Origin of the sequence: Aquirufa echingensis (assembly GCF_042714525.1) — a bacterium.
Taxonomy (GTDB): Bacteria; Bacteroidota; Bacteroidia; order Cytophagales; family Spirosomataceae; genus Aquirufa; species Aquirufa echingensis.
Genome location: NZ_JBBKYA010000002.1, coordinates 186121 through 212391, shown reverse-complemented (window position 1 = coordinate 212391; position 26271 = coordinate 186121). Strand labels below are relative to the sequence as shown.

The window sequence follows — 26271 nt, the reverse complement described above, 5'->3', positions numbered from 1 at the left end:
ATTAATTAAAAATGCTGTTGTTCAAATGTTTAAATGCTTCCATTGCTCCCATGTATTCACAGGTGCGGGCGCCAGCTTTGTTGGCATTCTGAATGATTTTATTCCAATCTTCAAAGCCCAATTCCGCTGGATTCAAAGAAGCATCGTCTAATTGGTATAATACGGCTCCCACAAAAGCATCTCCAGCTCCTGTTGTATCGGTTGGCTTAATTTGGATGCTTGGAATAATATAGGTTTTGCCATCAAGTCCCAAAAGCGTTCCATCTTTTCCAAGTGTAATGGTGAATACTCCGGGGATATTAGCCAATAAATCAGCCGCTGCAGCTTCCAAGGTTTTTTCCCCAGTGATCAACATGGCTTCTTCATCGCTCAACTTTGTGAAATGCGCTTGTTTTAAGTATATCCAAGATTGCTTGATGAAACTTTCTTGCTTGTCGCCGAATAATAAATGGCGGTAATTTGGGTCAAAACTGATTGTTTTGCCTTGGTTTTTGGCACTTTCTAATAAAAAATAATAGGCTGCATTCAATGGTCCATCCAAGAAAGCGGTTGCCGAGCCAAAATGAATAATGTGCGTTTCTGTTAAATCAATGGCCGCAACTTCATCGACCGTTAATTGTGCATCAGCACCCCGATTAAACACGAAATCGCGTTCGCCATCGAGCATCAAAGACACGAAAGCAAACGTTGTAAAGTGATTGGAATCCAAGTGAACATGTTTCGTGTCCACCTTAAACTCCGACATGACTTGATTTAATTGTTTACCAAAAGGGTCATTTCCCACTTTAGCTGATAAAGCAACGGAACCGCCTAGGGCTCCAATCGCAGCAGCAACATTCGTAGGTGCTCCACCTGGTTTTTTTAAGAAATTTTGTCCGTCAGATAAGCTACTACCTTTATCGGTACAAATCATGTCGATTAAGGCTTCGCCAATACACAATACACTCATTAGGCTTTGGTTGGGGATGGTTTAATAAAAGCGGTTGCCAGGGCTGCAATGGCCAACAACGCGCCCGCAAAGGTAATCGCATTTCTTGGATCATTATCCAAAAAGTGCTTTAAAATATATCCAAACGATATATTTTGAAGGATCATCGGGATCACAATCATCATGTTGATGATGCCCATGTAAACACCGTAACGTTCTTTGGGAATGTCACTTACGACCAATAAATATGGGATTCCCATCATGCTTGCCCAGCCAATTCCAAAGCCAGAAATCGCTAAGAATAATAAGTTCTTGTTTTCAATATTTGGGAAGGCGAAAAAACCGGCAGCTGCCAAAAGTAGACAGGTCATGTGAACGGATTTTGCACCATATTTTTTGGCAAAACCAGCCAAGGCTAAAGCAGATAAGAAGGTTACAATATTGTACCAGCCATTGACTAATCCTGTCCAGGAAACGGCTTTTTCATAGAGTTCTGGATTGTCTTTTGGTGTCGCATTCCAAACGGATAAGGCTATACTTTTAGATGAATTTTGCCAGTAGCAAAAAAGTGCATACCATTGAAATAAATAGACTAAGGCTAATTGCCACATGACTTTTGGCATTTCTCCGATCGCATGAAATATCTCTGCAATAGATTCGCCAACACTCACTTTTTTCGCCCGAATTTGTGCTAACTCTTCTGCCGTAGGCTCTATCTCAGAAGTTGTTCGCATACTCCACCAAATAGATCCAATGGAACAAACAGCGCCTAAAAAGAAGGATGCGTACACCCAAGTAGGTAAGGAGCCTGTTTTTCCAATGAAAATTAAAGGGAAGATGAAGAGCGAAAGATTCGCTAAGGTTTGGCCAAAACCCGTGAAAAAACTTTGCATCTGAAAGCCCGTGGGTTGTTGCTCCTCATTCAATTTGTCTGCCACAAATGCCCGGTAAGGCTCCATCGCGGTATTATTTCCCGCATCTAAAATCCATAACAATCCCGCTGCCATCCATAAAGAGGAGCTAAAGGGGTATAGCAAAAGACAGATACTGCAAAGTAGCGCACCGATGAAGAAAAAGGGTTTTCTACGACCCCAACGTGGATGCCAAGTGCTATCCGAAAGCGCCCCTATGAAGGGTTGAATTAATAAGCCTGTCACGGGACCTGCTAAATTCAATAAGGGAATTTCATCAGGACTCGCACCCAAAAAATCATAGATGGGATTTACAGCACTTTGTTGAAGTCCAAAGCTGTATTGAATGCCAAAAAAACCAACGTTCATGTTGATGATTTGACTGAAGCTAAGCGAAGGTTTTTTAAGCGACATTTAAATAGGTTTATTTTCAGATTAAATTTAAATAATTCAATCTAATAGCACAAACTGTTCTATACTGTCGGCCTAATATTCTTGCGAAAGTGGGTGAATCATTAACTCATCAATGACCACATGTGCCGGCTGATTCATTACATAAAAGATACTATTTGCCATGTCTTCAGGGCTTAACCAAGTCTGATGACTTGCATCGCCTTGGGGTTCCGCATGGAAATGTGAGTCGACTAGACCTGAATAGATGGTTGACACCTTGATGCCATCTTTTCTTACTTCTTTGCGCAATGCCTCATTGAATGCATGTTGGGCATATTTGGAAGCACAATACAAAGATCCGCCATCGAAAACACGTTTAGCAACATCCGAAGCAATAGCAATGATATGTCCTTTTTTGGCTTGGCGCATGTGAGGCAATACACGTTGGGAGAAAAGAAATGTGCCTTTCACGTTCGTATCAAAAACCTGATCCCATTTTTCTTCTGTGTAAGAATCTGTTGGGCCAAAGGCTCCCACGCCCGCATTATTAATCATGAAATCAATTTTCCCAAACGTATGTGCCGTTTTTTCGACGGCATTTTGAACAAAGGTTGCATCCGAAACATCCCCAGCGAAATACAAAGGGCGATGTCCCATTTCGGTTATTTCGGCGGCTAGGTCTTTTAATTCGCCTACATTTCGGGCGATTAAACTAACTTGAAAATTGTGCTTAGCGAGTAAGATGGCTAATGCTCTTCCGATACCTCGGGAGGCACCGGTGATGATTGCGGTAGGGTAGCTGTTGTTCATAATTCAAACATACACAATATTTGGTCTACCTGGGTAGCGATTTTGCCTACGAATTTCTTGAATACTTCGATATTCGGTTTTTTAGGAAAAAAGCTTGTTTATTTTTGAAACATGAAGCGTCAAACATTTATTAAAAAAACGGGTTCAGTCCTCCTTGGGCCTTTTGTAGCCTTATCTTGCATAAAAAAATCAGATGATCAAGCCATCACACCTTCCACAGCCTCAACTTCAGGTACATGTAAAGTAGGCGATACAGAAACGGATGGCCCTTATCCTTTGTATAATAAACGGGATGCCAGTATTACACATACAGATATAACCGAAGGAAAAACAGGTTTGCCTTTAAGCATGGCTATAACCATTCGCAACATAAACAATAACTGCGATGTCGTTCCAAACGCTCGAGTAGATGTTTGGCATTGTGATAAGGACGGCTATTATTCGGGTTATGTTAATCAAGGTTATTTGGGAAATCAAGATAATACAGCCAAGACTTTTTGTCGGGGAATTGCAACAGCAGATGCCTCAGGAGTTGCGCGTTTTCAAACGATATATCCAGGATGGTATCAAGGGCGAGTTACGCATATCCATGCCCAAATTTATGTGGGTGGCCAGTTGAAATTAACCACCCAAATCGCTTTTCCAGAAGATTTGAATACCGCAGTATACAATACGGATTTGTACAAAGCGCATGGGCAAAACTCCACAAAGAATACAACGGATAGTATTATTCGTGATTCCTTGTCGAATGAACTAGCTACCGTAAATGCAAATCAGGTTTCAGGTGGTTATGATTTGATTCATACAATTAATATTGCCGTTTAATAGACTTGTTTATTGAATTATTTTTGTATTATTTTATACAATTCTAATCTCAATAAGCTATGAAAAAGGTCAAAGACATTTTAACCAAGAAGGGGGCGACGGTGATTTCAATTCCTTCTGATGCAAAGATTATCGAGGCTTTGCAATTAATGCAAGATTGTAATGTAGGTTCGGTGGTGGTTATGGACCATGGCCAATACCGAGGCATTTTGACCGAGCGAGATTATGCGCGCAAGGTAATTTTATTGGATAAAAACTCTTCAGATACTTCTGTGGCGGAAATCATGTCCACCGACTTGCCCGGAGTTGAATTAGGGAGTTCTATCGAAGTCTGCATGATATTGATGTCGGAGCGCAATATTCGCTACTTACCCGTTGTCGAAAATGGGGAAATGATCGGCATTATTTCCAGCAATGATTTGATTAAGGCGACCATTCAAGATCATTTGGAAACCATTGAGCACTTGAAAAATTACATACATGCGTAAACGGGTTGCCTTTTTGATCAACCCATCTAAGCGTGTTCGTTTGAATGCTTATGTTCAGTGGGTGAAGTCGTGTGTTTCTTGTGAGCTTTTTATTTTTGATGAGCAATGGCCGGCTAGCATAGACGAGTTTGATGAAGTTTGGGTGATGGGGGGCGATGGAACGTTCAATTATTTTGTGAATGCTTATCCTGCTTGCGACAAACCAATCGCCTTATTCAAAGGGGGGACAGGAAATGATTTCTATTGGAAACTTTTTGGAAATATGTCACGGGAAATGCATTTAAAGGTTGTTTTGGATGCGCATGTGGAAGCAATAGATGCCGGACGTGTCAATGAAATGTTATTTTTAAATGGAGTGGGAATCGGTATTGAAGGGGAGGTATTGGCTGCCATGGATGCGATTCGTTGGATTGGTGGCGCCATAGGTTATTATTTAGCCGCGATTCCAGCCTTGTTTCGGTTTAAATCATATACCATTTTAAAAACGCGTCCGGTTTTTTTGTGTATGGTTTTTAACAGTTCTCGAGCGGGTGGTGGTTTTCATTTCTTTCCGATGGCGTCCGTGCAAGATGGATTATTGGATATGTTGGTTTGTGATCCATTGCCGATTTGGAAGCGATTGTTTTACATGCCGATTATTCAATCCGGAAAACACATCAATCTTCCCTTTGTGCATTTTTCCAAAATTTCGTCGATGCAGATTGTGTGTGATCGCGTACTTAAGGCGCAAGTAGATGGAGAGGTTTTGGAATCGGATACGTTTGATTTTACGATTCTTCCTGCTAAATTTAAGTTTATTGTACCTGTTAAACTATAAAATATGCGTATTCAATTATGGGCTGTTTCAGCCTTCGTCATATTCTCCTTTGCTGTTTTAGGTCAGGAGGCCGACAAGAAAAAAGTCATTCAATCCATCCAAAATCGCTCCGAGCAATATGGACAAATCGCTCAAAAAATCTGGAATTTAGCTGAGGTGGGATATAAGGAAAAACAAAGTTCTTTGCTATTGCAGGAGACTTTACGCCAAGCAGGATTTCAAGTGGAGGCGGGTGTCGCAGATATTCCAACAGCCTTTGTCGCGACCTTTGGGCAAGGGAAACCTGTGATAGGTATCATGGCAGAATACGATGCTTTGCCAGGTTTGTCGCAGGATTCAATTCCAACAAAACGAACACTCGGAGGAAATTCAGGTCATGCATGTGGGCATCATTTGTTTGGGACAGGTTCTGTCGCAGCGGCTATTGCAGTGAAGGAATGGATGAAAGAAACAGGTCAAAAAGGAACGATTAAATTATATGGTTGCCCAGCCGAAGAGGGTGGATCTGGAAAAGTATATATGGTAAGGGCGGGTTTGTTTAATCAGGCGGATGTGATGTTGCACTGGCATCCGAATGATGAGAATACCGTTTCGGCATCATCTTCCTTAGCGAATAAAGCGGGTAAGTTCCGTTTTTATGGCTTGTCGTCACATGCGGCTGCGTCCCCTGAACGAGGGCGTTCAGCTTTGGATGCTGTGGAGGCGATGGATCACATGGCCAACATGATGCGTGAACATGTTCCTTCTTCTACTCGCATTCACTATGTGATTACAAACGGTGGCAAGGCTCCGAATATCGTACCTGATTATGCAGAGGTTTATTATTATGTTCGTTCTCCGCAGCGCGATGTGGTGATGGATGTCTGGAATCGGATTGAAAAAGCGGCAGAGGGTGCTGCTCTGGGAACAGGGACTCGTTATGAAGTGGAATTAATTGGCGGCGTTTATGAGGTTTTGCCAAACGAACATTTGGTCTCCGTAATGGGTTCGAATTTGAAATCTGTCGGCGGATATGCACTTACGTCCTCTGAACAGGCTTTTGCGAAACAAATCCAACAAACGCCTGGGATGCAAACGGTTGATTTAGCTACAACGAATCAGATTTTCTTAAACCATCCAGATCCAAGTGGTGGTGGCTCAACGGATGTAGGCGATGTCTCATGGGTGGTGCCTACCGTGGGTTTAGGAACGGCAACTTGGGTGCCTGGAACCGCTGCGCATAGTTGGCAAGCGGTAGCCGCAGGCGGCATGTCGATTGGCCGAAAAGGAATGTTGGTTGCAGCCAAAACGCTCGCTCTAACAGCCATTGATTTATTCAAGAAACCTGTGTTGATTGAAGATGCACGTTTAGAATGGTTGAACAAGCGAGGTACGGAGTTTCAATATAAGAGTTTATTGGGGGAACGTAAGCCTGCCTTGAATTACCGTGATTAGATTATCAGTTTTTTAAGGCAAATTGTCCTGAATAAACCGTAGCTTTTTGCTGCCCTTTTTCACCTTTGGCAAACCTTCAAGGATTGCCAAAGGTAGGCAGCAGGGTCGTCTCCTTCGTTTGGGATTTCATCGATGGAATTTGTCAAAAAGACAATTGTCATTTTTTCGCCATCAATAATTCGGTAATTTCGAACATCACAAGCTCTTTGCCTTTTAAGTATGAAACAAGAGAAATACAATCGTTACGAATTTTTTAAAAAAATGGGCTTTCAGGGTGGTGCTTTGATGGCCGTTTTGGCTTCATGTACTCAACAAGAAGATTCGGTTTTGGAATCCTTGATTGTCAATAAAAATGGCGAGACGGTTGCTGCGGTCGATAGTACAAAAAATAGTGCAGCTAGTACACCAAGCGCCCCAAGTGGAGGGACAACCGCAGGTGGTTCAACATCATCTTCCACCTTGCCACTCGGAAAAGTGAGCACTGCTGAGCTAGCGAATGTAAAAAGCCCTTTGGTTAAACTAGATCTGACAATTTCAAGTTCATCAGCATTAGCGAGCACGGGTGGTTATATCACCGTAAATAATGCCATTGTTATCGGTCGGACTGCTTCTGGTGATTATGTAGCTGCATCGAATTTGTGTACGCACGAACCAAAGCGCAGGGTTATTTTCAATAAAACGGAATATTTCTGTACAGACCATGGCGCGCGATTTTCGTTAACGGGGGCCAATTTAAATACGGTTGCCCGGTCACCACTAACCGTTTATAAAACTGCCAATGACGGGAAAACCCTCATTGTTTATGCCTAATCATGATGAAACTACTAAGTATTTTATTCTTTAGCTTGCTCTCCTGGATGGGAGACTTTTCGCAAGCGCAAAAAGACGCATCGACACAGAAAAAGCTGATATTATTGAACTTTTCAGGTTCAGATTGGTGCGGACCTTGTATTAAATTAAAACATGACGTGTTTGAAAGCGAGGCTTTTGGCCAATATGCGCAAGATAAATTAGTGCTTGTTCGGGCTGATTTTCCGCGTTTGAAAAAGAATCAATTGCCTGCAGACCAACAAGCTCGCAATGATCAAATGGCGGAACGATACAATCCAAATGGAAAGTTTCCGCTGACGGTTTTGGTCAATAGCCAAGGTAAAGTTCTAAAAGAATGGGAGGGTTATCAACCATCGGTTCAGAAGTTTATCACGGAAATTTCTGCTTTTCAGTAATGCCTTTATTTCAGCGGACCGATTTGTTGATGGGTAACCGATTCGACCTAGGTGTTGTCGCTGAAAATGCGGCGGAGGCGAAGGAAGGGCTCGTAGAAGCTGTGCTAGAAATTAAACGGATTGAAGGTTTGTTAACGACATTTAATGAGTCAAGTCAGACCTTTCTGATCAACGAAAACGCCGGAATTTCTCCCGTGGAAGTGGATCAAGATGTATTTGATTTGATTGCTCGGGCGCAAAAAATATCCCGCTTGACCCAAGGTGCTTTTGATTTAAGTTATGGGTCCTTGGATAAACGGTTTTGGAATTTTGACCAACAAATGACCGAATTGCCGAGTCCAGAAAAATTGGCAGAATCGGTTCGATTGATTGATTATCAAGCCATCGAACTGGATCCCGAAAATCGAACAGTATTTTTAAGAAATAAAGGCATGCGCATTGGATTTGGAGGGATAGGAAAAGGCTATGCTGCGGACCAAGCGAAAAAGCGATTAAAGCAGTTGGGATTTCAAAACGGAGTCGTAAATGCATCAGGCGATATGAGTGCTTGGGGGATGAATGAACAAGGAATGCCCTGGAAAGTAGCGATTGTTGATCCGGATAATCCAAGTCAAACAATTGCTGATTTTGATTTAAAGGATGCAGCCGTAGCTACATCTGGGAATTATGAGAAGTTTGTTTGGATCGGTGGAAAGAAGTATTCGCATACGATAAATCCAAGGACAGGTTATCCGATTCATGGCATAAAGAGTGTTTCGGTATTTGCTCCGGTTGCGGAATTAGCAGATGCATTGACAACGCCCATTGCAGTTATGGGGATAGAAGTAGGATTAGATTTAGTGAACCAATTGAATGGTGTGTTTTGCGTGATAATTGATGACGCAAATCGGATTTTTCAATCGAATAACATTACAACACGCATAGCTTAATACGATGAAAAAAATCATATTATTGATTGCCCTGGTGGCCAGCCTATCTTCCTGTACGGCGGTGAAGGAATACCAAAAGAGTCGCATTAACGATTCAGAAATGGAATTGTCCTCACGCAAAAGTGAGAAATTTGAGCAGGCATTTTATTTATACCGAGAAGGTGCTTCAGGCGCAAATGGTGGAAAAAGCGGTGGGGGCTGCGGTTGTAACTAAGATAAGATATGAAAAAAGTTATCCTAGCAATCGGAATTTATTGTTCACTTTTGCACGGTTTAAAGGCTCAGCAGGTGTTTTATAGTCGGAGCCATGCGCAAGAATTTTTGAACGATTCGACTGAATACTCCAAACGCAAACTGAAGTTTGAGGAAGCAAACATTGTCACCGGTTATTATGATCAAGACGGGAATAATTCGGCCATTACGGGAGGTATTGGTACGGAGAAATTAACGGATTTGGCTAATTCCTTGGAGTTGCGATTTTCCAAATTGGATCGCTATAATCGGACGCATTCCTTTACCGCAGATTTTAATATTGATCAATATACCTCAGCCTCTTCCGATAAGATTGACCCATTAACTATTTCATCCGCTTCCCGTAAGGATACGCATATTTATCCGAGCATAGCGTGGTCAGTCAAAGATGATTTATTAGGAACCACACAAGGTTTGGCATATTCCTATTCAACCGAATACGACTATAAATCGCATGGATTTACGGCAAGTTTTGCGAAATTATCGAAAAACAAAAATACCGAATGGTCATTCAAAGGTGGTGCGTTTTTGGATACGTATATGGCCATTTTGCCATCGGAATTAAGACCTTCGACCTATCCCTCGGGAGCGCATGGGGATCAAAAAGGTATTGATTACAAGCCAAGAAATTCATTTAATGCGTCTTTTGCTGTTTCTCAAGTCATCAATCAGCGTTTGCAGGTAATGGCGATTATTGAGCCTAGTTTTCAAGAGGGATTATTGAGTACGCCTTTTCATCGCGTATATTTCACGAATGGGAATGAAACCGTTGAAAAGTTGCCTGGTACTCGTTTTAAATTGCCAGTAGGTTTCCGCCTCAGTTATTTCATGGGGGATAATACAATTATTCGCGCATTTTACCGGGCCTATATTGATGATTGGGGCATGGCGGCACATACGGCCAACTTAGAAGTACCGTATAAAATATCTCCTTTCTTCTCGATTAGTCCATTCTATCGATTTAACATTCAAGGGAAAGTGGATTATTTCAAAGCTTACGGCCAGCACGCTACAACAGAATCTTACTATACCTCTGATTATGACTTGTCGAGTTTCACGAGTCAATTCATGGGCGTTGGATTGCGTTTGTCCCCTCCGGGCGGGATCGCGAGTCTTATCAATTGGAATTCCTTAGAAGTACGTTATGGCTATTATTCGCGTTCCAACGGAATGATCGGTCATAGTATCTCCATGAGTATTAAAATAAAATAGGCTTCGGCCTTTTTTATTTACTTGATTCATCGTAATATTGCAATGTAATAATATTAGCATGGGAATTACCAAAACCGATTTGTTTACCGAAGAGCAAAATGCGATCGCGCAAATGGCAAAAGTGTTGGGCCATCCGGCTCGAGTGGCCATTTTGCAGTATTTGGTGAAATCGAAAACTTGTATCAATGGAGAATTGATTTCGGAATTGGGTTTAGCGCAAGCAACAGTTTCGCAGCACCTTCGGGAATTGAAGGAAATCGGTTTTATTCAAGGGACTATTGAAGGGGTTTCCGTTTGTTATTGCATTAATCCGGATAAATGGGCGGAATTTAGTCAATTGTTCGGGTCGTTTTTTGAAAATTATTTTGTTTCTCAACAATCTAACTGCTGTTAATTATGAGCTTTCCACGTATGCACGTATCACTTTATGTCAGCAATTTGGCGGCATCAGTGAATTTTTATTCAACGTTTTTTGGCCAGCCGGCTACGAAGATCAAACCGGGTTATGCTAAATACGTATTAGATTCTCCCTCGTTAATCATTTCGTTTATCGAAAACCCGGAGCGCGTTCAAGCGAATTTTGGACACTTAGGTTTTCAGGTGGAAACGGTGGAGGAAATGACGAATCGGCTTGTGCAGGCGAGAGCGCAAGGGATTGTTTCCAAAGAAGAAATCGGTACCTCATGTTGTTATGCCGTTCAAGATAAATTCTGGACGACGGATCCGGATGGTGTTCAATGGGAAGTTTATTATTTCCATGAGGATGCGGAGTTTAATGACCCGCATTATGCAGCGCAGGATGCATCGGCTTGTTGCATGCCACCCGTAGCCGAAAAACCCAAACTCAAAATTGCTGAAATTCAATCAGCTAATTCATGTGCTCCAGGTTCGGGATGTTGCTAGGAATTATCAGTTTTTGAATCTTTTATATCGTCATAAACCCTTAGCTTTGGCAAACCTCAAAGGATTGCCAAAGCTGAAGAAGAAAGAAGTCCATCTCATCGTATGAACAATACCCTAAACGAAAACCTCGAATCCATTTTAGCGCTTGAAATTTCTGATGAACGTAAAGCTGTTCTTCAGCCTTTGATCGAATACATCAAGTCTAAACGCGAAAAGGAGCAACCGATTCTTCTGAATTTCATCTGTACGCATAATTCGCGCCGTTCACAATTCGCGCAAATTTGGGCCCAAACAGCCGCAGATTATTTTCAGTTGGCCGCACAATGTTATTCCGGTGGGGTCGAGGTAACAGCATGCAATGAACGAACAGTTGCATCCTTAGAACGCATGGGTTTCATCGTTTCGAAACACGGACATTCCAATCCGATTTACTTTGTATTACATACTGAGGACTCTCGTCCCATCATCGCATTCTCAAAATTGTATGATGATGTCATTAATCCACACCGCATTTTTGCTACGGTGATGACTTGCTCGCATGCCGACGAGAATTGCCCGTTTATCCCAGGTGCTGAAGTGCGCATTCCGGTGCGTTACGAAGATCCTAAAGCCTTTGATGACACGGATTTAGAAGCAGCGATGTACGATAAACGCTCTCGCCAAATTGCGAGTGAAATGTTCTATGTGTTTTCTCGCGTCTAGCTGGTATGGTCACGGACGACCAACCAGCGACCGTCAATTTTCTTGAGCAATAGCGTAAAATAACCTCCCACATCTCCTAGGCTAGGTCGTTTTAGATTCCAGCGTCCGAGTACCCAGGCTGTTTGGCCAGCTGTTACATCCACTTCCTGAATATCAAAGGAGAGCGTTCCCATCGTTTCCCGATTCGGGTAACTCGTCTGGTAGCGTTTTAGCGTTGCAGCCCAACCTTGGGTAACCCCCGATTTACCGATGAATTTCAAATCTTCGGTTTTGGCATAATATTCCATAAAGTCTTCAATCTTTCCCTCATTCCAAAGTTTCTCCTGTGTGTGCAGGACAGAATGGATATCAGAATCGTCTTTATTTGATTGTGCAAAAATGGGGAGACTTAAAAGGATAAAGGCAATCAATTTCATAGTTCGATATTTTTTATAAAGTAAATGATTTTTTGTCGACACATGTTCGAATTTCGTATCAAATTCAAATGTGGGATTTTTAATTACGGATTATTGTATCATTTTTGTAAAATAATAAATCTAGACTAACTATGAAGCAATTTTTACTAGCTCTTTCGCTAGCATGTACCTCGCTCGCAGCTTTTGCACAAGCCCCCGATGAAAATCGGTTTGTTAAGTCGGTACTCGTAGATAAACTCGATGAGCCGATGGAATTTACCTTCTTACCCGACGGACGCATTGTTTTCGTAGAGCGTAAAGGAGAAGTAAAACAATATGATCCAGCAACTGGAATTACCAAGTCAATTGGTAAAATCGTAACAAATACTAAATATACGAACCGCGCTGGACAAGTGCGCGAAGCCGAAGAAGGTGTGATGGGCGTAGTTGTCGATCCTAAATTCAAAGAAAATCATTGGTTATACATCTATTATGCACATCCGAAAGAGACGAAACATGTCTTGGCTCGTATGGAATTGAAGGATGAAGAATTGTTGGTGGACCAACAAAAAATCATCTTGGAAGTACCTACACAACGCGAAGAATGCTGCCATACTGGTGGAGGAATGGTGTTTGATAAAGCTGGGAATTTATTCTTGACTGTGGGAAATAACACAAGTAACAGTAATTCGGATGGCTATGCGCCTATCGACGAACGTCCGGGGCAGGCATATTGGGATGACCAACGTGGCGCTTCGAACACAAATGATTTACGTGGTAAAATTTTACGTATTCACCCAGAAAAGGACGGTACCTATACCATTCCGAAAGGCAATTTATTTGCGCCTGGTACAGCTAAAACACGTCCTGAGATTTATACGATGGGACACCGTAATCCTTGGAGACCAAGCATCGATTCAAAAACAGGATTTTTGTATTGGGGTGAAGTAGGACCTGATGCATCCGTTGATTCGGAAAAAGGTCCTCGTGGTTACGATGAGTTTAATCAAGCCAAAGGACCTGGTTATTATGGTTGGCCTTATTTCATCGGAAATAACCAAGCCTATGCGGATGTGAATTTTGAAACATTAGCGATTGGACCCAAATTCAATCCAGCTGCTCCCGTGAATGAGTCTCCTAACAATACAGGTTTGCGTGAATTGCCACCGGCAACAAAAGCCATGATTTGGTATCCTTACGGAACCTCAGAGGAATTCCCATTAGTTGGTTCTTCAGGACGTTCGGCAACGGGTGGTCCGGTATTTCATCGATCTGATTTCCCAGGCGCGAAACGCGTATTTCCTTCTTATTATGAAGGCAAATGGTTGATCGTTGAATTTATGCGCGGTTGGATTATGGCTGTTACTTTAGATGAAAATGGCAATTACAAATCGATGGAACGCTTTATGCCAAATACGACTTTTGGATCTGCGATCGATATGGATTTCAGCCCTGAGGGAGATTTATATGTATTGGAATATGGTTCTGCTTGGTTTAGAGGGAATGAAAATGCGCGTTTGGTGAAGATCGAATACCAAGGTGGCAATCGTAAACCAGAGGTGGTGGCCTCCGCTGCAAGCAAAGCGGGTGCAGCTCCATTCAATACAACACTTTCTGCTGAAGGTACTAAAGATGCCGATGGAGATAAGTTGGCCTATACCTGGACTGTGAAAAAAGCAGGCAAATTCGTGAAAAATTTATCCGGCGAAAAGGCTTCTTTGAGTCTGAAAGAAGCGGGTAAATATGCGGTGAGCTTGAAGGCAACCGATTCAAAAGGTGCGAGTAATACGGCTGCTTTGGAAATCTTAGTGGGTAACGAAGCGCCGGTTGTTGATATCGATTTCGAAGGAGCCAACAAATCTTTTTACTTCGCTGATTCAGCACCGAAGTACAAGGTGAAGGTTACTGATAAGGAAGATGGCGAATTAGAAAAAGGCATCGCGCCAGAAACGGTTGCGGCTACGTTGGATTACATTCCATTTGGTTATGATCCGATTGAAATGTCGCAAAGTCACCGCAAGGCAGATTCAGATTTGTTTGCTTCTGCAGGTTTGCGTTTGATTAATAAGAGCGATTGTAAATCGTGTCACCAGTTGAACGTTCGTTCTGTGGGACCAAGCTACAATGAGGTTTCTGTGAAATACAAAGGCCAAAATGTCATCGACCAATTAGCCGATAAAGTGATTGCCGGTGGTATGGGTGTTTGGGGTGAGCATGCGATGTCGGCACACCCTGCGATTTCTAAAGCTGATGCGAAGCAAATGGTGGCATACATCATGAGCCTAAGTGAGCCAAAAGCTTCAAATAAAATTGCCTTGAAAGGAGAATTAGCTTTGGTTAAGCCAGAAGGACAAAAAGCATCAAAAGGGGTGTTTGTTGTTCGTGCAACCTATGTAGACAAGGGAAACAAGAAAATTGCTCCCGTACAGTCTGAGAAGTGGGTATTCTTACGTGCTCCACAATTGGATGTGGAAAAGGCGGATGTAACTAAAGGTATTTTGCAATTGATTACGCCAGGTCGTTCAACGAATATGGTGGGACAAAATCCTTATTTAGGTTACAAAGGCTTAGATTTAACTGGAATTTCGACCATTGATATTTCAGCATCTGCGCAAGCTCGTACGAATGCAGCGGGTGGTGTGATTGAAATTCACTTGGATTCTCCAACAGGTCCGGTGATTGGCAAAACGAATCCAATTGAGGTTTCTCAAGGGGGATTTGGTGGTCCAGCACCTGCAGCAACTCCTGGTAAAGGTGCGCCGCTAGGAACGCCAGCGGCAGCAGGTACAGCAGCACCAGCTACAGGAACAGCAGGAGCTCCGGCACCGGCCCAACAAGCTCCTCGTCGTCCTTCAGGGCCTTCAGCTCAGAAAGTGGCAATTCAAGCTACTGCAGGTGAGCATGATGTGTATTTTGTTGCGGTGAATCCGAAGGCGACAGACCAACAAATTGTTGTTCAGATTCAAGGAATTGAAATGAAAAAATAAAATTTCAAAAAGTAAAATTGGGGCTTGCTTGTCTTTATGATGAGTAAGCCCTTTTTTATGCGATATACATTAGTCCTTCTTTTTCTTTCTTCGAGCCTATTCGCTCAGAAAAATATTACAGCAGCTTCCGATGCTACGGCTCCATTGCACGCTTTGCAGCCTGATTATCCTTCGCATTATGGTGCGGCAAAACCGGAAGAGGTGCAGTCAGTAATCGATCGTGTTTTTAATTACCTTGAAGTTGCAACCCCCAATCATTTTGTGAATAAAACGACGGGTGCAGTTTGGTCACCTGGACAAGCCTTTGAAGATCAGACGGTATTCTCAAAAGGAGATTTTCGGCCTATTTCGTATGAATGGGGCGTAACCTATTCGGGTATGTTGGAACTGAGCCGCATTACAGGTTCTGCCAAATACAAGGATTATGTTTTCAATCGCTTGAATTTAATCGCCTCGGCCATTCCCGCGGCACAAAAAAATGAATCGAAACATGTTTTGCATGGCCTGATTCACCCGCGTGCCTTGGATGACATTGGGGCGATGGGTATGGCAGTTGTTAAAGCGAAGAAGGCCGGTTTTCCGACCGATATGTCTTTTGTGACTAAGCGTGCATCCGATTTTATTTTAAAGGAAGAGCATCGTTTACCGGATCGTACTTTGGTTCGTATTCGTCCTTTGCATCACACGATGTGGTTGGATGATATGTACATGGCAATTCCTGGACTTTTACAGTTGGGCGAATACGAAGAAGCGGTTTTCCAATTCAATGCTTACCGCAAACGTATGTTCAATCCGAATTTGAATATTTACATGCATGGCTATTTAGTGGATGCCGAAGAACATCCGGAGTTTCATTGGGCCCGTGCCAATGGCTGGGCTCTCTTAACGACATGTGAAATGTTGGAGTTTTTACCGGCGAATCATCCTGCCCGCCCCGAGATCTTAAAGCAGTTGAAGCTTCATTTAAAAGGTTTGATGTCTTATCAAGATGGAACGGGTTTTTGGCATCAGTTAATTGATAAAAACGATTCTTATTTAGAGACATCTGCAACAGCCATTTATACCTATGTGATTGCCAAGGGCATCAACATGGGTTGGTTAGATCCGAAAATTTATGGCCCTGCGGCTTTATTAGGCTGGAATGCTGTCGCTTCTAAAGTGAACGAAAAAGGACATGTAGAAGGCACTTGTGTGGGAACGGGCTTGGCTTGGGATCCGGCATTCTACTACTATCGACCGATTTCCCCATTTGCGGCGCATGGCTATGGACCGGTATTATTAGCAGGATCTGCGATCATGGAATTGGTGAAAACTAAGAATTATCAAATCAATGATTCTGCGGTTCATTTGAAATAAGCAGCTTATTTGTGAGATGTTCTTTGAGTAAAGATGATATTAATAAGCCTTTAAATATAAATTAAGTTTATGCAAAATACATTTGATTTAAGCGGAAAAGTCGCGTTGGTGACAGGATGTAAGAAGGGGATAGGCATGGCCATGGCGATTGGACTTGCGGAGGCGGGAGCTGATATTATTGGTGTTTCGGCTACACTCGAATTAAATGGCTCTGACATTGAAAAGGCGGTTACAGCCTTAGGGCGAAAATTTAAGGCCTACCAAGCGGATTTTTCTGATCGGGAATCTTTGTATGAATTTATCAAAGCCGTGTTGCGTGACTATCCTCGGATTGATATTTTGGTGAATAATGCGGGAACAATCTTACGTGATCCTGCAGCGGAACATTCCGACGAATATTGGGATGAGGTTCTAGAAGTGAATCTTTCCTCCCAATTTATTTTAAGTCGGGAAATAGGTCGGTCGATGCTGGCCCATGGTTCCGGAAAAATTATTTTTACCGCATCATTATTGAGTTTTCAGGGTGGAATCAATGTTCCCGGTTATGCAGCTAGTAAAGGAGGAATTGCGCGTTTGACGATGGCATTGGCCAACGAATGGGCGAGTAAGGGAATTAATGTCAATGCGATTGCGCCGGGCTATATTTCAACGGACAATACAACGGCATTGCGCGAAGATAAAGAGCGAAGTGCTTCAATCTTAGGTCGTATTCCAGCGAATCGATGGGGCGAACCTGCTGATTTCAAAGGCCCTGTGGTTTTCTTAGCTTCGGATGCCTCGAAGTATGTGCATGGGACTATTTTGACCGTTGATGGCGGATGGATGGGGAGATAGACCTTGGACTTTAGACCTTGTATTTGTAGAGACGCGATACTTCGCGTCTATTTAATTAAGAACTAAGAGTGAAGAATTAAGAGTTAAGAATTAAGAGTTAAGAACTAAGAGTTAAGAACTAAGAGTGAAGAATTAAGAGTTAAGAACTAAGAGTTAAGAACTAAGAATTAAGACTTAAAATATAAGACAGACAACTAGCGACTGACTACTAGCGACTGATTACAGACAAACCTATGAAAAAACTTATCCTCCTCGCATTATTGGCACCGCTGTCAGTTTTTGCGCAAAAAATCGATGTCAACAAGCAATTTAAATTAGCCGAACAGCAGTATCAACGTATGTTGGCGGATCATCCAGATACTTCGGTGACGGTACATTCTGCGAACCACGATGGAACTTATCGGAATATGCCTTCCAAATGGTGGTGTTCTGGATTTTTCCCAGGAGGTTTGTGGCAATTGTACGAACGCTCGCATGATGCGCAATGGGAAAAAGCAGCACGCTTGTGGACCGCGGCTGTTGAGAAAGAACAATTCAATACAGGAACACACGATTTGGGATTCATGATGTATGATTCTTTCGGGCAAGAATTACGTTTGACCAAAGATCCGCATGCTAAGCAAGTATTGATTCAATCGGCGAAGTCTTTAGCCACTCGATTTGATCCAGCGATTGGTTTGATCAAATCATGGAATAGCTTCAAGGGAGGCTATAAATACCCGGTAATTATCGACAACATGATGAATTTGGAATTGTTGTTTTGGGCTTCGCGGGAGACAGGGGATAATCGCTATCGTCAAATTGCCATCACGCATGCAGATAATACCATGAAGCATCATTTCCGTCCGGATAATTCAAGTTATCATGTGATTTTATACGATGTAGATGGAAAGGTTTTGGCCAAAAAACAACATCAAGGTTATCTAGATGAGTCTTGCTGGACGCGTGGACACGCTTGGGCGATGTATGGTTATGTAGAAATGTACCGCAATACAAAGGATAAAAAGTATTTAGATTTTGCTCAAAAGATCTCCGATTACTATTTAAATCACCCGAATTTACCTGCGGATAAAATTCCGTATTGGGATTTTTATGCGCCTAATATTCCCAACGAGGAGCGTGATGCATCTGCTGGTGCGATTGCCGCATCGGCTTTGTTGGAGTTAAGTACCTATTCAGGCGAAAAAGGTAAGCGCTATTACGCGGATGCTGTGAAGATGTTGGAGTCTTTATCAAGTCCTGCATATCGTGCCGCTTTGGGAGAAAATAACAACTTCTTGATAAAACATTGCGTAGGTGCTAAATCCTTGAATTCGGAGATTGATGTTCCTTTGATTTATGCAGATTACTACTATTTGGAAGGATTGTTGCGATACGAGCGTTACAATAAAAAATAGCATTCCCCGTTCAGCTTTGGCAAACCTTTAAGGATTGCCAAAGCTAAGGGAATGGGCTTGCTCAAGCTAAGCAAAATGCGTACATTTGTGGCTTCATTTTTTATTAAGCCCCATGTCAGTAAAAAAAATCCAATCAGCCTTAATTTCGGTTTATTACAAAGACGGTTTAGCACCGATTATCCAAGAACTTCATAAAAATGGCGTAACGCTTTATTCAACAGGAGGGACGCAGTCTTTCATTGAAGAATTAGGTATTCCTGTGATTGCTGTGGAGGATCTAACGGGTTATCCTTCCATCTTTGGTGGTCGTGTAAAAACCTTACATCCGAAGGTTTTTGGAGGAATTTTACATCGTCGTGATTTGGCTTCCGACGTGGAAGTTGCAAAACAATACGATATCCCTGCGTTGGATTTAGTGATGGTGGATTTATATCCCTTTGAAGAAACGGTGGCATCAGGCGCTTCAGATGAGGATATTATAGAGAAAATTGATATCGGGGGTATTTCCTTGATTCGTGGTGGTGCCAAAAACTTTAACGATGTGCTAATCGTTTCTTCACGTGATCAATACGCGGAGGTTTCAGCGATTTTTGCTGCAAATGGTACGACTTCAACAACCTTAGCAGAACGTAGAAGCTTTGCTCAAAAAGCATTTGCTGTTTCATCGCATTACGATGGAGCAATCCAACGTTATTTTGCTGGGGAAATGGCTGATTTGGCTAATTATACAAGCTTACCTGCGAACGGTTTGCGTTATGGAGAAAACCCGCACCAACAAGGTACTTTCTACGGAGATTTGTCGGCCCTGTTCGATAAATTACATGGCAAAGAATTGTCTTACAACAACTTAGTAGACGTAGATGCTTGCATTACCTTATTAGATGAATTTGATGAAACGGCATTTGTGATTATTAAGCACATGAATGCATGTGGAGTTGCTACAGGTCAAACGGTGAAAGAGGCTTACGATAAGGCATTGTCTTGTGATCCTGTTTCGGCATTTGGTGGCGTGTTGGCAACAAATAACGAAGTAGATAAAGCAGCGGCAGAGTCGATTAATCCTTTGTTCTGCGAGATCTTGATTGCACCTTCGTTTACGGAGGAGGCTTTGGAGATTTTGAAAACGAAAAAGAATCGCATTTTATTGAAGCGTAATGCGGTTGAGTTTCCAAAGAAAATGTTCAAGACTTTGTTGAACGGTGTGTTAGAGCAAGATAAAGATTTAGTGATGGAAGGTGTGGCCGATTTCAAAACGGTGACTAAACGCGTTCCTACGGAAGAGCAAAAGCGTGCTTTGGCATTTGCATTAAAGATCTGTAAGCATACGAAATCGAATACGATTGTATTAGCCAATGATGGTCAGTTATTAGCTTCAGGTGTAGGTCAAACCTCACGCGTGGATGCTTTGAAGCAGGCAATTGATAAAGCGAAAGAATTCGGTTTTGATTTGAATGGAGCGGTGATGGCATCCGATGCATTTTTCCCATTCCCAGATTGTGTAGAGATTGCAGGAAATGCGGGGATTGTTGCGGTGACGCAGCCTGGTGGTTCGATTAAAGACCAGGATTCAATTGCCTATTGTGATGCGAATGATATCGCCATGGTGATGACTGGAATTCGCCACTTTAAGCATTAGGATTATTCGGCAAAAATTTGTATTTTTAAGGCTAGGATTCAACAATTAAAATCGGGCAAAGCAATGAGCTCGTTCAACTCATTTAAATTACATTATGTCAGAAGCACAAGATACATCAGCTCAAGATCGGGCAAATTATGGTGCAGATAATATTCAAGTTTTAGAGGGATTAGAGGCGGTTCGTAAGCGTCCTTCCATGTACATTGGTGATACAGGATTTAAAGGTCTTCATCACTTGATTTGGGAGGTTGTCGATAACTCAATCGATGAGGCGCTTGCTGGGCATTGTGATAAAATTAAAGTGACGATCAATACGGACAATTCGATTTTGGTTGAAGATAACGGTCGGGGTATTCCTACTGGTATGCATACCAAAGAGAAACGTTCTGCGCTAGAGGTTGTAATGACGGTGCTTCACGCTGGGGGTAAGTTTGATAAAGATACTTACAAAGTTTCTGGGGGTCTTCACGGTGTGGGGGTTTCTTGTGTGAATGCCTTGTCGACAGACTTGAAAGTGACGGTTCATCGTGAGGGAAAGATTTTCCAACAAGAATATAAAATTGGTGTTCCGCAATATCCAGTTAAGGAAGTGGGGGACACAGATCGTACAGGAACATCGGTATTGTTTAAGCCGGATGAGACCATTTTTACGGTTACTGAATATAAATATGACACCGTAGCGGGTCGTTTGCGTGAATTGTCATTCTTGAACGCGGGTATTCGTGTTCAATTGACGGATTTACGTGAATTAGATGAAGAAGGCAATGCACGTACGGAGGAGTTTTTCTCTGAAGGTGGTTTGCGTGAGTTTGTGACATTCTTGGATTCTACTCGTGAGCCTTTGTTGACAGAGCCAATCTACATGGAAGGTGATAAGAACGGGGTTCCGGTTCAAGTGGCGATGATGTACAATACGTCTTACACGGAAAACGTAGTTTCGTATGTAAATAATATTAACACCATTGAAGGCGGTACCCACGTTGCGGGTTTCCGTGGTGCTTTGACACGTACGTTGAAGAACTATGCGGATAAGTCGGGTGCATTAGAGAAATTGAAGATTGATATTGCGGGAGATGACTTCCGTGAAGGATTGACAGCCGTTATTTCGGTGAAAGTAGCTGAGCCGCAATTTGAAGGACAGACCAAAACCAAATTAGGTAATGGTGAAGTTTCTGGTGCGGTTTCGGCAGCGATGTCGGATATGTTGGAGTCTTGGTTAGAAGAGCATCCAAAAGAAGCACGTCAAATCGTTGCGAAAGTAATCTTGGCAGCGCAAGCACGTCATGCAGCCCGTAAGGCGCGCGAGATGGTTCAACGTAAAACGGTGTTGGGTTCTAACTCACTTCCTGGTAAATTGGCCGATTGCTCAGATTCTGATCCAGAAACATGTGAGATTTACTTAGTCGAAGGGGACTCAGCAGGTGGAACGGCTAAACAAGGTCGTAACCGTGCTTTCCAAGCGATTTTGCCTTTGCGTGGTAAGATTTTGAACGTAGAGAAAGCGCAAGAATATCGTATTTACGAAAACGAAGAGATTAAAAACATGATTACAGCATTGGGCGTTTCCTTTGGAAAAGATGGAGACGAGCGTGCTTTGAACATGGATAAATTACGTTATCACAAGGTAATCATCATGACCGATGCGGACGTTGACGGTAGTCACATTCGTACGTTGATTTTAACTTTCTTCTTCCGTTACATGCGTGAATTAGTGGATCGTGGATGTATTTACATTGCACAACCACCGTTGTATCAAGTGAAGAAAGGTCAGCAGGTTCGTTACGTTTGGACAGAAGACCAACGGACACTTGCAATTCAAGAATTAGCAGCTGGAGGAAAAGAGGAAAGTGTGGGTGTTCAGCGTTATAAGGGTCTTGGAGAGATGAACGCGGAGCAATTGTGGGAAACTACGATGAATCCAGAGTCGCGTACACTGAAGCAAGTAACAGTAGATTCTGCCATTGAAGCTGATTTGTTATTCTCGATGTTGATGGGTGATGAAGTTGCACCACGTCGTGATTTCATTGAGAAGAATGCGAAATACGCGAAAGTAGACGTTTAGTCCCATGGAGGTTGATTTTAAAGCCTATCATTTGCGTGGCATTCACGCAAGCACTGCGGAGGAAAAACAACAGATCAATCAAGAGCTGAAAGATCTTTATGATTCCTTAACAGAAGCTGATAAACGAATATTTAATTTGGAGCTTCAGAAATTCTTGGCCACTGAAATGGGTCGCCTTGGTTCTGATTATGAAGCGATCAAAAACCAAATTCCAGAAGCCTAATCATGAGTGATTCAAAATTAGATCAAATTATTAACGAAACAGAAGATTCCTCCCAGGGGAATCTTTTGTCGTTCCTACAACCCAAGAATTGGAAGATTAATTTGATGGCTCCTCGTGAAGCAAAGCGCAAGGTGGAAAAGTCCATGCAAAAGGCGCAGGATACCATAGCTAAAGCCCGATTTATCTCACGGGATTTATCGTGGTTGAAGTTCGATGAGCGAGTTTTGGATCAAGCAAGAGATGCAGAGAAAAGTCTTTTCGACCGATTGAAGTTCTTAGCGATTACGGCTTCCAACCTCGATGAATTCTTTACGATTCGTATTGGGTCTCTATATAATTACATCGATTTTGGGAAAGAACGCACGGATTATTCTGGCTTGCGTGAGGTTCCCTTCAAGCAAACACTGATTGCGTCAGCACAAGAATTCAGCCAAGAAAAACACCGACTCTTCATCGAAGAAATTCTACCATTGTTTCCGGATAATGGTTTGATGTTGGCTACATTAGATGATTTGTCGGCCGACGAACTTGCAGACGCGGAGGCTTATTTTCATCGGACGATTTACCCGATGTTAACTCCCATGGTTTTTGACCATACGCATACATTCCCTAGTTTGTTAGCCAAAACGCTCATTTTTGGAGTCGTTACGGTTGGAATTGCTGATAAGAAAAATTCCAAAGGCAAATATGAAAAGGATCGCAAGATTTCGTTTGTTCAAATACCTTTGAATTTGACGCGTTTATATGTGATTGAGCGGGATGATAAAGTCTTGTTTTTACCCATTGAGCAAATTATTCGTCATTATTTACAAGTTCTTTATCGGAATGTTGAAATCGAGTCGACAACCTTGTTCCGTATTACGCGAAATGGAGATTTCGATGTGGTAGAACACGAAGATGCGGAAACGGATTTTGTGGATGAGATCAAAAAGAAAATTAAAGATCGTCGTTTAGGGCGAGTAACTCGTGTTGAGGTAGAGGAAAATCATTCGGATTTTCTATTGAGTGAAATGTTGAAACGCTGGAATTTAGAGTTAGCGGATATCTTCATCAAGAAATCCATTCTTGATTTTACGGCATTTTGGCAAATACTTAAACACCCTGAATTTAAATCAAAGCTCGCCGCGAATCCTGCTGTGGTTCCTCCTTTGGGGTTGAAATCGATTCACATAAGTGATATTTTTGAGACGATGAAGCGCGGGGATATCCTCTTGCATCACCCATACAATAATTTTGAGCCGGTTATTCAGTTATTGGAACAAGCAGCTGATGATCCCAATGTTTTGGCCATCAAAATTACGCTCTATCGTATTTCGAAAAATTCTCGGATTGCGTCTGCTTTGTTACGTGCTGCAGAACAAGGGAAGCACGTTTCCGTGTTGTTTGAGGTAAAAGCGCGCTTTGATGAGGAGAATAATATTCGGGAGGCGACACGTTTACAAAAAGCGGGTTGTTTTGTGATTTACGGAATTCCGGGTTTAAAAACGCATACCAAATTACTGCAGGTTATTCGAAATGAAGGATCTCATGTCATGAGTTATGCACATTTATCATCTGGTAATTACAATGAAGATACGGCGAAACTTTATACCGATTTAGGCTTATTGACGACGGATTCGAGGATTACGCAAGATATCTCGGAGTTTTTCAATGTAATTACAGGGCATTCGATGCCTACGCACTATGAGCATTTAATTACGGCTCCGCGCGATATGCGTAACCGACTTATCGAGATGATCGATGAAGAAATTGAAAACCATAAGCAAGGTGTTCCGGCAGGTATTTGTTGGAAAATTAATTCCTTACAAGATTTAGAAACGATGGAAGCACTATATAAAGCTTCCAAAGCAGGTGTGCCTGTATTATTGATTATTCGTGGTATTTGCTGCATTCGTCCGCAACGTTCGGGATTGTCAGATAATATTTACATCAAATCGATCGTAGGAAATTATTTGGAGCATACGCGTCTATATTATTTCCATCGGGGAGGTGAACCAAAAGTTTATGGCGGTTCGGCGGATGTGATGGTGCGAAGCTTTGATCGTCGGATAGAATCCCTTTTTGAAATGGTGAACCCACGTGCTAAGAACATGGCAATTACCATTTTAGACTGGAATTTGCGTGATACCGTGAACTCCTATGAAATGCAGGAAGATGGGAATTATTGGAAGGTAGAAAGTAGTGAGCCATTTAATATTCACCAAGCATTTTATGAAATTACTGAGGAAGATTTGATTGAACAGCTTACCTTTGAAAAATATACCGTCAATTTGACGCAATCTGAAAACTAATTTACACCAACAACAAACGAATGGAAAGATTTACAGGCTTACTGGGGATTGTCTTGATTTTAGGCGTTTCCTTTTTAATGTCCAATAACCGCAAAGCAATTAATTACCGTACTGTAGGTGTGGGGCTATTAATACAAGTAGGCTTAGCCGTATTTATTTTGAAAACGGAAGTCGGGCAAGCAACTTTCCAATGGTTAGGCGATTCGATTAATACGCTATTAGGGCAAGCAGATAAAGGAGCTCAATTTGTTTTTGGATCTTTGGTTGATCGTAAATTGATGTCACAGGCTTTTGGGGCAGGCAATGATTATATATTCTTCTTCAAAGTCGTTCCTACTATCATTTTTGTAGCTGTTCTTGTGAATATGTTTTATCACTTGGGCGTGCTTCAGCGTGTCGTATCCACGATGGGAAAGGGTGTACACTGGTTGATGGGTGTGAGCGGAGCTGAGGCTTTATCCAATGTAGCTTCGACCTTCGTAGGTCAAGTTGAGGCTCAAATCATGATTAAGCCTTATTTGAAAAACATGACGAATTCGGAGTTGATGGCATCCATGACAGGTTCTTTCGCCTGTATCGCTGGGGGTGTTATGGCCGTTTATATTTCCTTAGGAGTTCCAGCCGCTTATTTATTAGCCGCGAGTTTAATGGCTGCGCCGGGTGCTTTGGTGATTTCAAAAATTATGTTCCCGGAAACAGAGAAGTCGGAGACCGAAGGCATGGTTAAAATGGACATCATCAAAACACATGCGAATTTAGTGGATGCAATTGCAGCAGGTGCTAGCGAAGGCTTGAAAGTAGGTTTGAATGTGATTGCGATGTTGATTGGTTTTATTGCCTTAATTGCATTGGTCGATTTAGGTTTGGGACAAATAGGTTCTTGGATCAACATGCCATCCCTTTCCATGAATTTGATTTTAGGTAAGGTATTTTCTGTATTCGCTTTTGCAATGGGTGTTCCTGCTCAGGATGTCGAAGTGGCGGGAGCTTTGATGGGTAAAAAAATGGTAGTGAATGAGTTTGTCGCCTACTTAGATATGGTGCATTTGAAAGCAACATTAGATCCGAAGACAATTGCCATTACAAGTTTTGCTTTGTGTGGATTTGCCAATTTTTCTTCAGTGGCCATTCAAATTGGTGGGATTGGTGAATTAGCGCCAACTCGTCGTTCCGATTTGGCAAAATTAGGTTTCAAAGCCTTGATTGCAGGAACCTTAGCTTCGTATTTATCAGCAACATTAGCCGGTTTATTATTGTAAT

Annotated in this window: 25 protein-coding genes; 21 read left to right on the top strand and 4 right to left on the bottom strand. The window is 42.2% G+C overall.

From position 1 onward, the window contains the following. Position 1 precedes the first annotated feature (1 nt). From SKC38_RS03630 to SKC38_RS03620, 3 genes are all read right to left on the bottom strand, one after another. The gene (locus SKC38_RS03630) at positions 2–949 is read right to left on the bottom strand and encodes a carbohydrate kinase family protein (protein ID WP_377975177.1); all 948 of its coding nucleotides are present in this window, start codon (positions 947–949) and stop codon (positions 2–4) included. After that, positions 949–2253: an MFS transporter gene (locus tag SKC38_RS03625; protein WP_377975175.1), complete on the bottom strand. Its 1305-nt coding sequence runs from the start codon at positions 2251–2253 to the stop codon at positions 949–951. Before SKC38_RS03625 ends, SKC38_RS03630 begins: the two co-directional genes overlap by 1 nt. A gap of 72 nt (positions 2254–2325) precedes the next feature. Then, positions 2326–3042 carry an SDR family oxidoreductase gene (locus SKC38_RS03620; protein WP_377975173.1) on the bottom strand — a complete coding sequence of 239 codons (717 nt, stop codon included), beginning with the start codon at positions 3040–3042 and terminating at the stop codon, positions 2326–2328. A 111-nt stretch (positions 3043–3153) separates the two neighbouring features. On the opposite strand from SKC38_RS03620, the gene SKC38_RS03615 reads away from it, so the two are divergent. The 12 genes from SKC38_RS03615 (at position 3154) to SKC38_RS03560 (ending at position 11830) form a co-directional block, all read left to right on the top strand. Then, the gene (locus SKC38_RS03615) at positions 3154–3867 is read left to right on the top strand and encodes a dioxygenase family protein (RefSeq protein ID WP_377975172.1); all 714 of its coding nucleotides are present in this window, start codon (positions 3154–3156) and stop codon (positions 3865–3867) included. 59 nt (positions 3868–3926) lie between these two features. Further along, the gene (locus tag SKC38_RS03610; protein ID WP_377975170.1) at positions 3927–4355 is read left to right on the top strand and encodes a CBS domain-containing protein; all 429 of its coding nucleotides are present in this window, start codon (positions 3927–3929) and stop codon (positions 4353–4355) included. Further along, a complete protein-coding gene (locus SKC38_RS03605; protein ID WP_377975168.1) occupies positions 4348–5172 on the top strand; it encodes a diacylglycerol/lipid kinase family protein in 825 nt (274 codons plus the stop codon). Before SKC38_RS03610 ends, SKC38_RS03605 begins: the two co-directional genes overlap by 8 nt. 3 nt (positions 5173–5175) lie before the next feature. Beyond that, a complete protein-coding gene (locus SKC38_RS03600) occupies positions 5176–6606 on the top strand; it encodes an amidohydrolase (protein ID WP_377975167.1) in 1431 nt (476 codons plus the stop codon). 219 nt (positions 6607–6825) lie between these two features. Continuing rightward, positions 6826–7416: a Rieske 2Fe-2S domain-containing protein gene (locus SKC38_RS03595; protein ID WP_377975165.1), complete on the top strand. Its 591-nt coding sequence runs from the start codon at positions 6826–6828 to the stop codon at positions 7414–7416. A gap of 2 nt (positions 7417–7418) precedes the next feature. Then, positions 7419–7832, top strand: coding sequence for a thioredoxin family protein (locus SKC38_RS03590; protein ID WP_377975163.1), 414 nt, complete (start codon positions 7419–7421; stop codon positions 7830–7832). Further along, positions 7772–8761: an FAD:protein FMN transferase gene (locus SKC38_RS03585; protein WP_377975162.1), complete on the top strand. Its 990-nt coding sequence runs from the start codon at positions 7772–7774 to the stop codon at positions 8759–8761. Before SKC38_RS03590 ends, SKC38_RS03585 begins: the two co-directional genes overlap by 61 nt. A 4-nt stretch (positions 8762–8765) precedes the next feature. Then, positions 8766–8975: a DUF4266 domain-containing protein gene (locus SKC38_RS03580; protein WP_377975160.1), complete on the top strand. Its 210-nt coding sequence runs from the start codon at positions 8766–8768 to the stop codon at positions 8973–8975. 8 nt (positions 8976–8983) lie between these two features. Next, the gene (locus tag SKC38_RS03575) at positions 8984–10225 is read left to right on the top strand and encodes a DUF3570 domain-containing protein (protein WP_377975158.1); all 1242 of its coding nucleotides are present in this window, start codon (positions 8984–8986) and stop codon (positions 10223–10225) included. A gap of 58 nt (positions 10226–10283) precedes the next feature. Beyond that, positions 10284–10619: an ArsR/SmtB family transcription factor gene (locus SKC38_RS03570; RefSeq protein ID WP_377975156.1), complete on the top strand. Its 336-nt coding sequence runs from the start codon at positions 10284–10286 to the stop codon at positions 10617–10619. 2 nt (positions 10620–10621) lie between these two features. Next, entirely contained in the window at positions 10622–11128 is a 507-nt protein-coding gene (locus tag SKC38_RS03565; protein WP_377975154.1) for an ArsI/CadI family heavy metal resistance metalloenzyme, read from the top strand. A 102-nt stretch (positions 11129–11230) separates the two neighbouring features. Continuing rightward, positions 11231–11830, top strand: coding sequence for a low molecular weight phosphatase family protein (locus tag SKC38_RS03560; RefSeq protein WP_377975153.1), 600 nt, complete (start codon positions 11231–11233; stop codon positions 11828–11830). On the opposite strand, the gene SKC38_RS03555 is transcribed toward SKC38_RS03560, so the two are convergent. Beyond that, complete coding sequence (locus tag SKC38_RS03555; protein WP_377975151.1) at positions 11827–12246, bottom strand: YybH family protein; 420 nt, start codon at positions 12244–12246, stop codon at positions 11827–11829. The two genes, SKC38_RS03560 and SKC38_RS03555, sit on opposite strands and share 4 nt — an antisense overlap. Positions 12247–12377: 131 nt before the next feature. On the opposite strand from SKC38_RS03555, the gene SKC38_RS03550 reads away from it, so the two are divergent. The 9 genes from SKC38_RS03550 (at position 12378) to SKC38_RS03510 (ending at position 26270) form a co-directional block, all read left to right on the top strand. Continuing rightward, on the top strand, positions 12378–15212 hold the full coding sequence (locus tag SKC38_RS03550; protein WP_377975149.1) for a PQQ-dependent sugar dehydrogenase: 2835 nt from the start codon (positions 12378–12380) through the stop codon (positions 15210–15212). Positions 15213–15269: 57 nt separating this feature from the next. Then, a complete protein-coding gene (locus SKC38_RS03545; RefSeq protein ID WP_377975148.1) occupies positions 15270–16568 on the top strand; it encodes a glycoside hydrolase family 88/105 protein in 1299 nt (432 codons plus the stop codon). A gap of 69 nt (positions 16569–16637) precedes the next feature. Beyond that, the gene (locus SKC38_RS03540; protein WP_377975146.1) at positions 16638–17402 is read left to right on the top strand and encodes an SDR family oxidoreductase; all 765 of its coding nucleotides are present in this window, start codon (positions 16638–16640) and stop codon (positions 17400–17402) included. A 233-nt stretch (positions 17403–17635) separates the two neighbouring features. Next, positions 17636–18799: a glycoside hydrolase family 88 protein gene (locus tag SKC38_RS03535; RefSeq protein WP_377975144.1), complete on the top strand. Its 1164-nt coding sequence runs from the start codon at positions 17636–17638 to the stop codon at positions 18797–18799. A gap of 112 nt (positions 18800–18911) precedes the next feature. After that, positions 18912–20435, top strand: a complete 1524-nt coding sequence (purH, locus tag SKC38_RS03530) for a bifunctional phosphoribosylaminoimidazolecarboxamide formyltransferase/IMP cyclohydrolase (RefSeq protein WP_377975142.1) — start codon at positions 18912–18914, stop codon at positions 20433–20435. A gap of 94 nt (positions 20436–20529) precedes the next feature. Next, positions 20530–22497 (top strand): DNA topoisomerase (ATP-hydrolyzing) subunit B, encoded by a 1968-nt coding sequence (gene gyrB, locus SKC38_RS03525; RefSeq protein ID WP_377975140.1) that lies wholly within the window; start codon positions 20530–20532, stop codon positions 22495–22497. 4 nt (positions 22498–22501) lie between these two features. Then, complete coding sequence (locus SKC38_RS03520; RefSeq protein ID WP_377975139.1) at positions 22502–22720, top strand: hypothetical protein; 219 nt, start codon at positions 22502–22504, stop codon at positions 22718–22720. A gap of 2 nt (positions 22721–22722) precedes the next feature. Further along, positions 22723–25011 carry a polyphosphate kinase 1 gene (ppk1, locus tag SKC38_RS03515; RefSeq protein WP_377975137.1) on the top strand — a complete coding sequence of 763 codons (2289 nt, stop codon included), beginning with the start codon at positions 22723–22725 and terminating at the stop codon, positions 25009–25011. 20 nt (positions 25012–25031) lie between these two features. Further along, positions 25032–26270, top strand: coding sequence for a NupC/NupG family nucleoside CNT transporter (locus tag SKC38_RS03510; RefSeq protein ID WP_377975135.1), 1239 nt, complete (start codon positions 25032–25034; stop codon positions 26268–26270). Position 26271 lies beyond the last annotated feature (1 nt).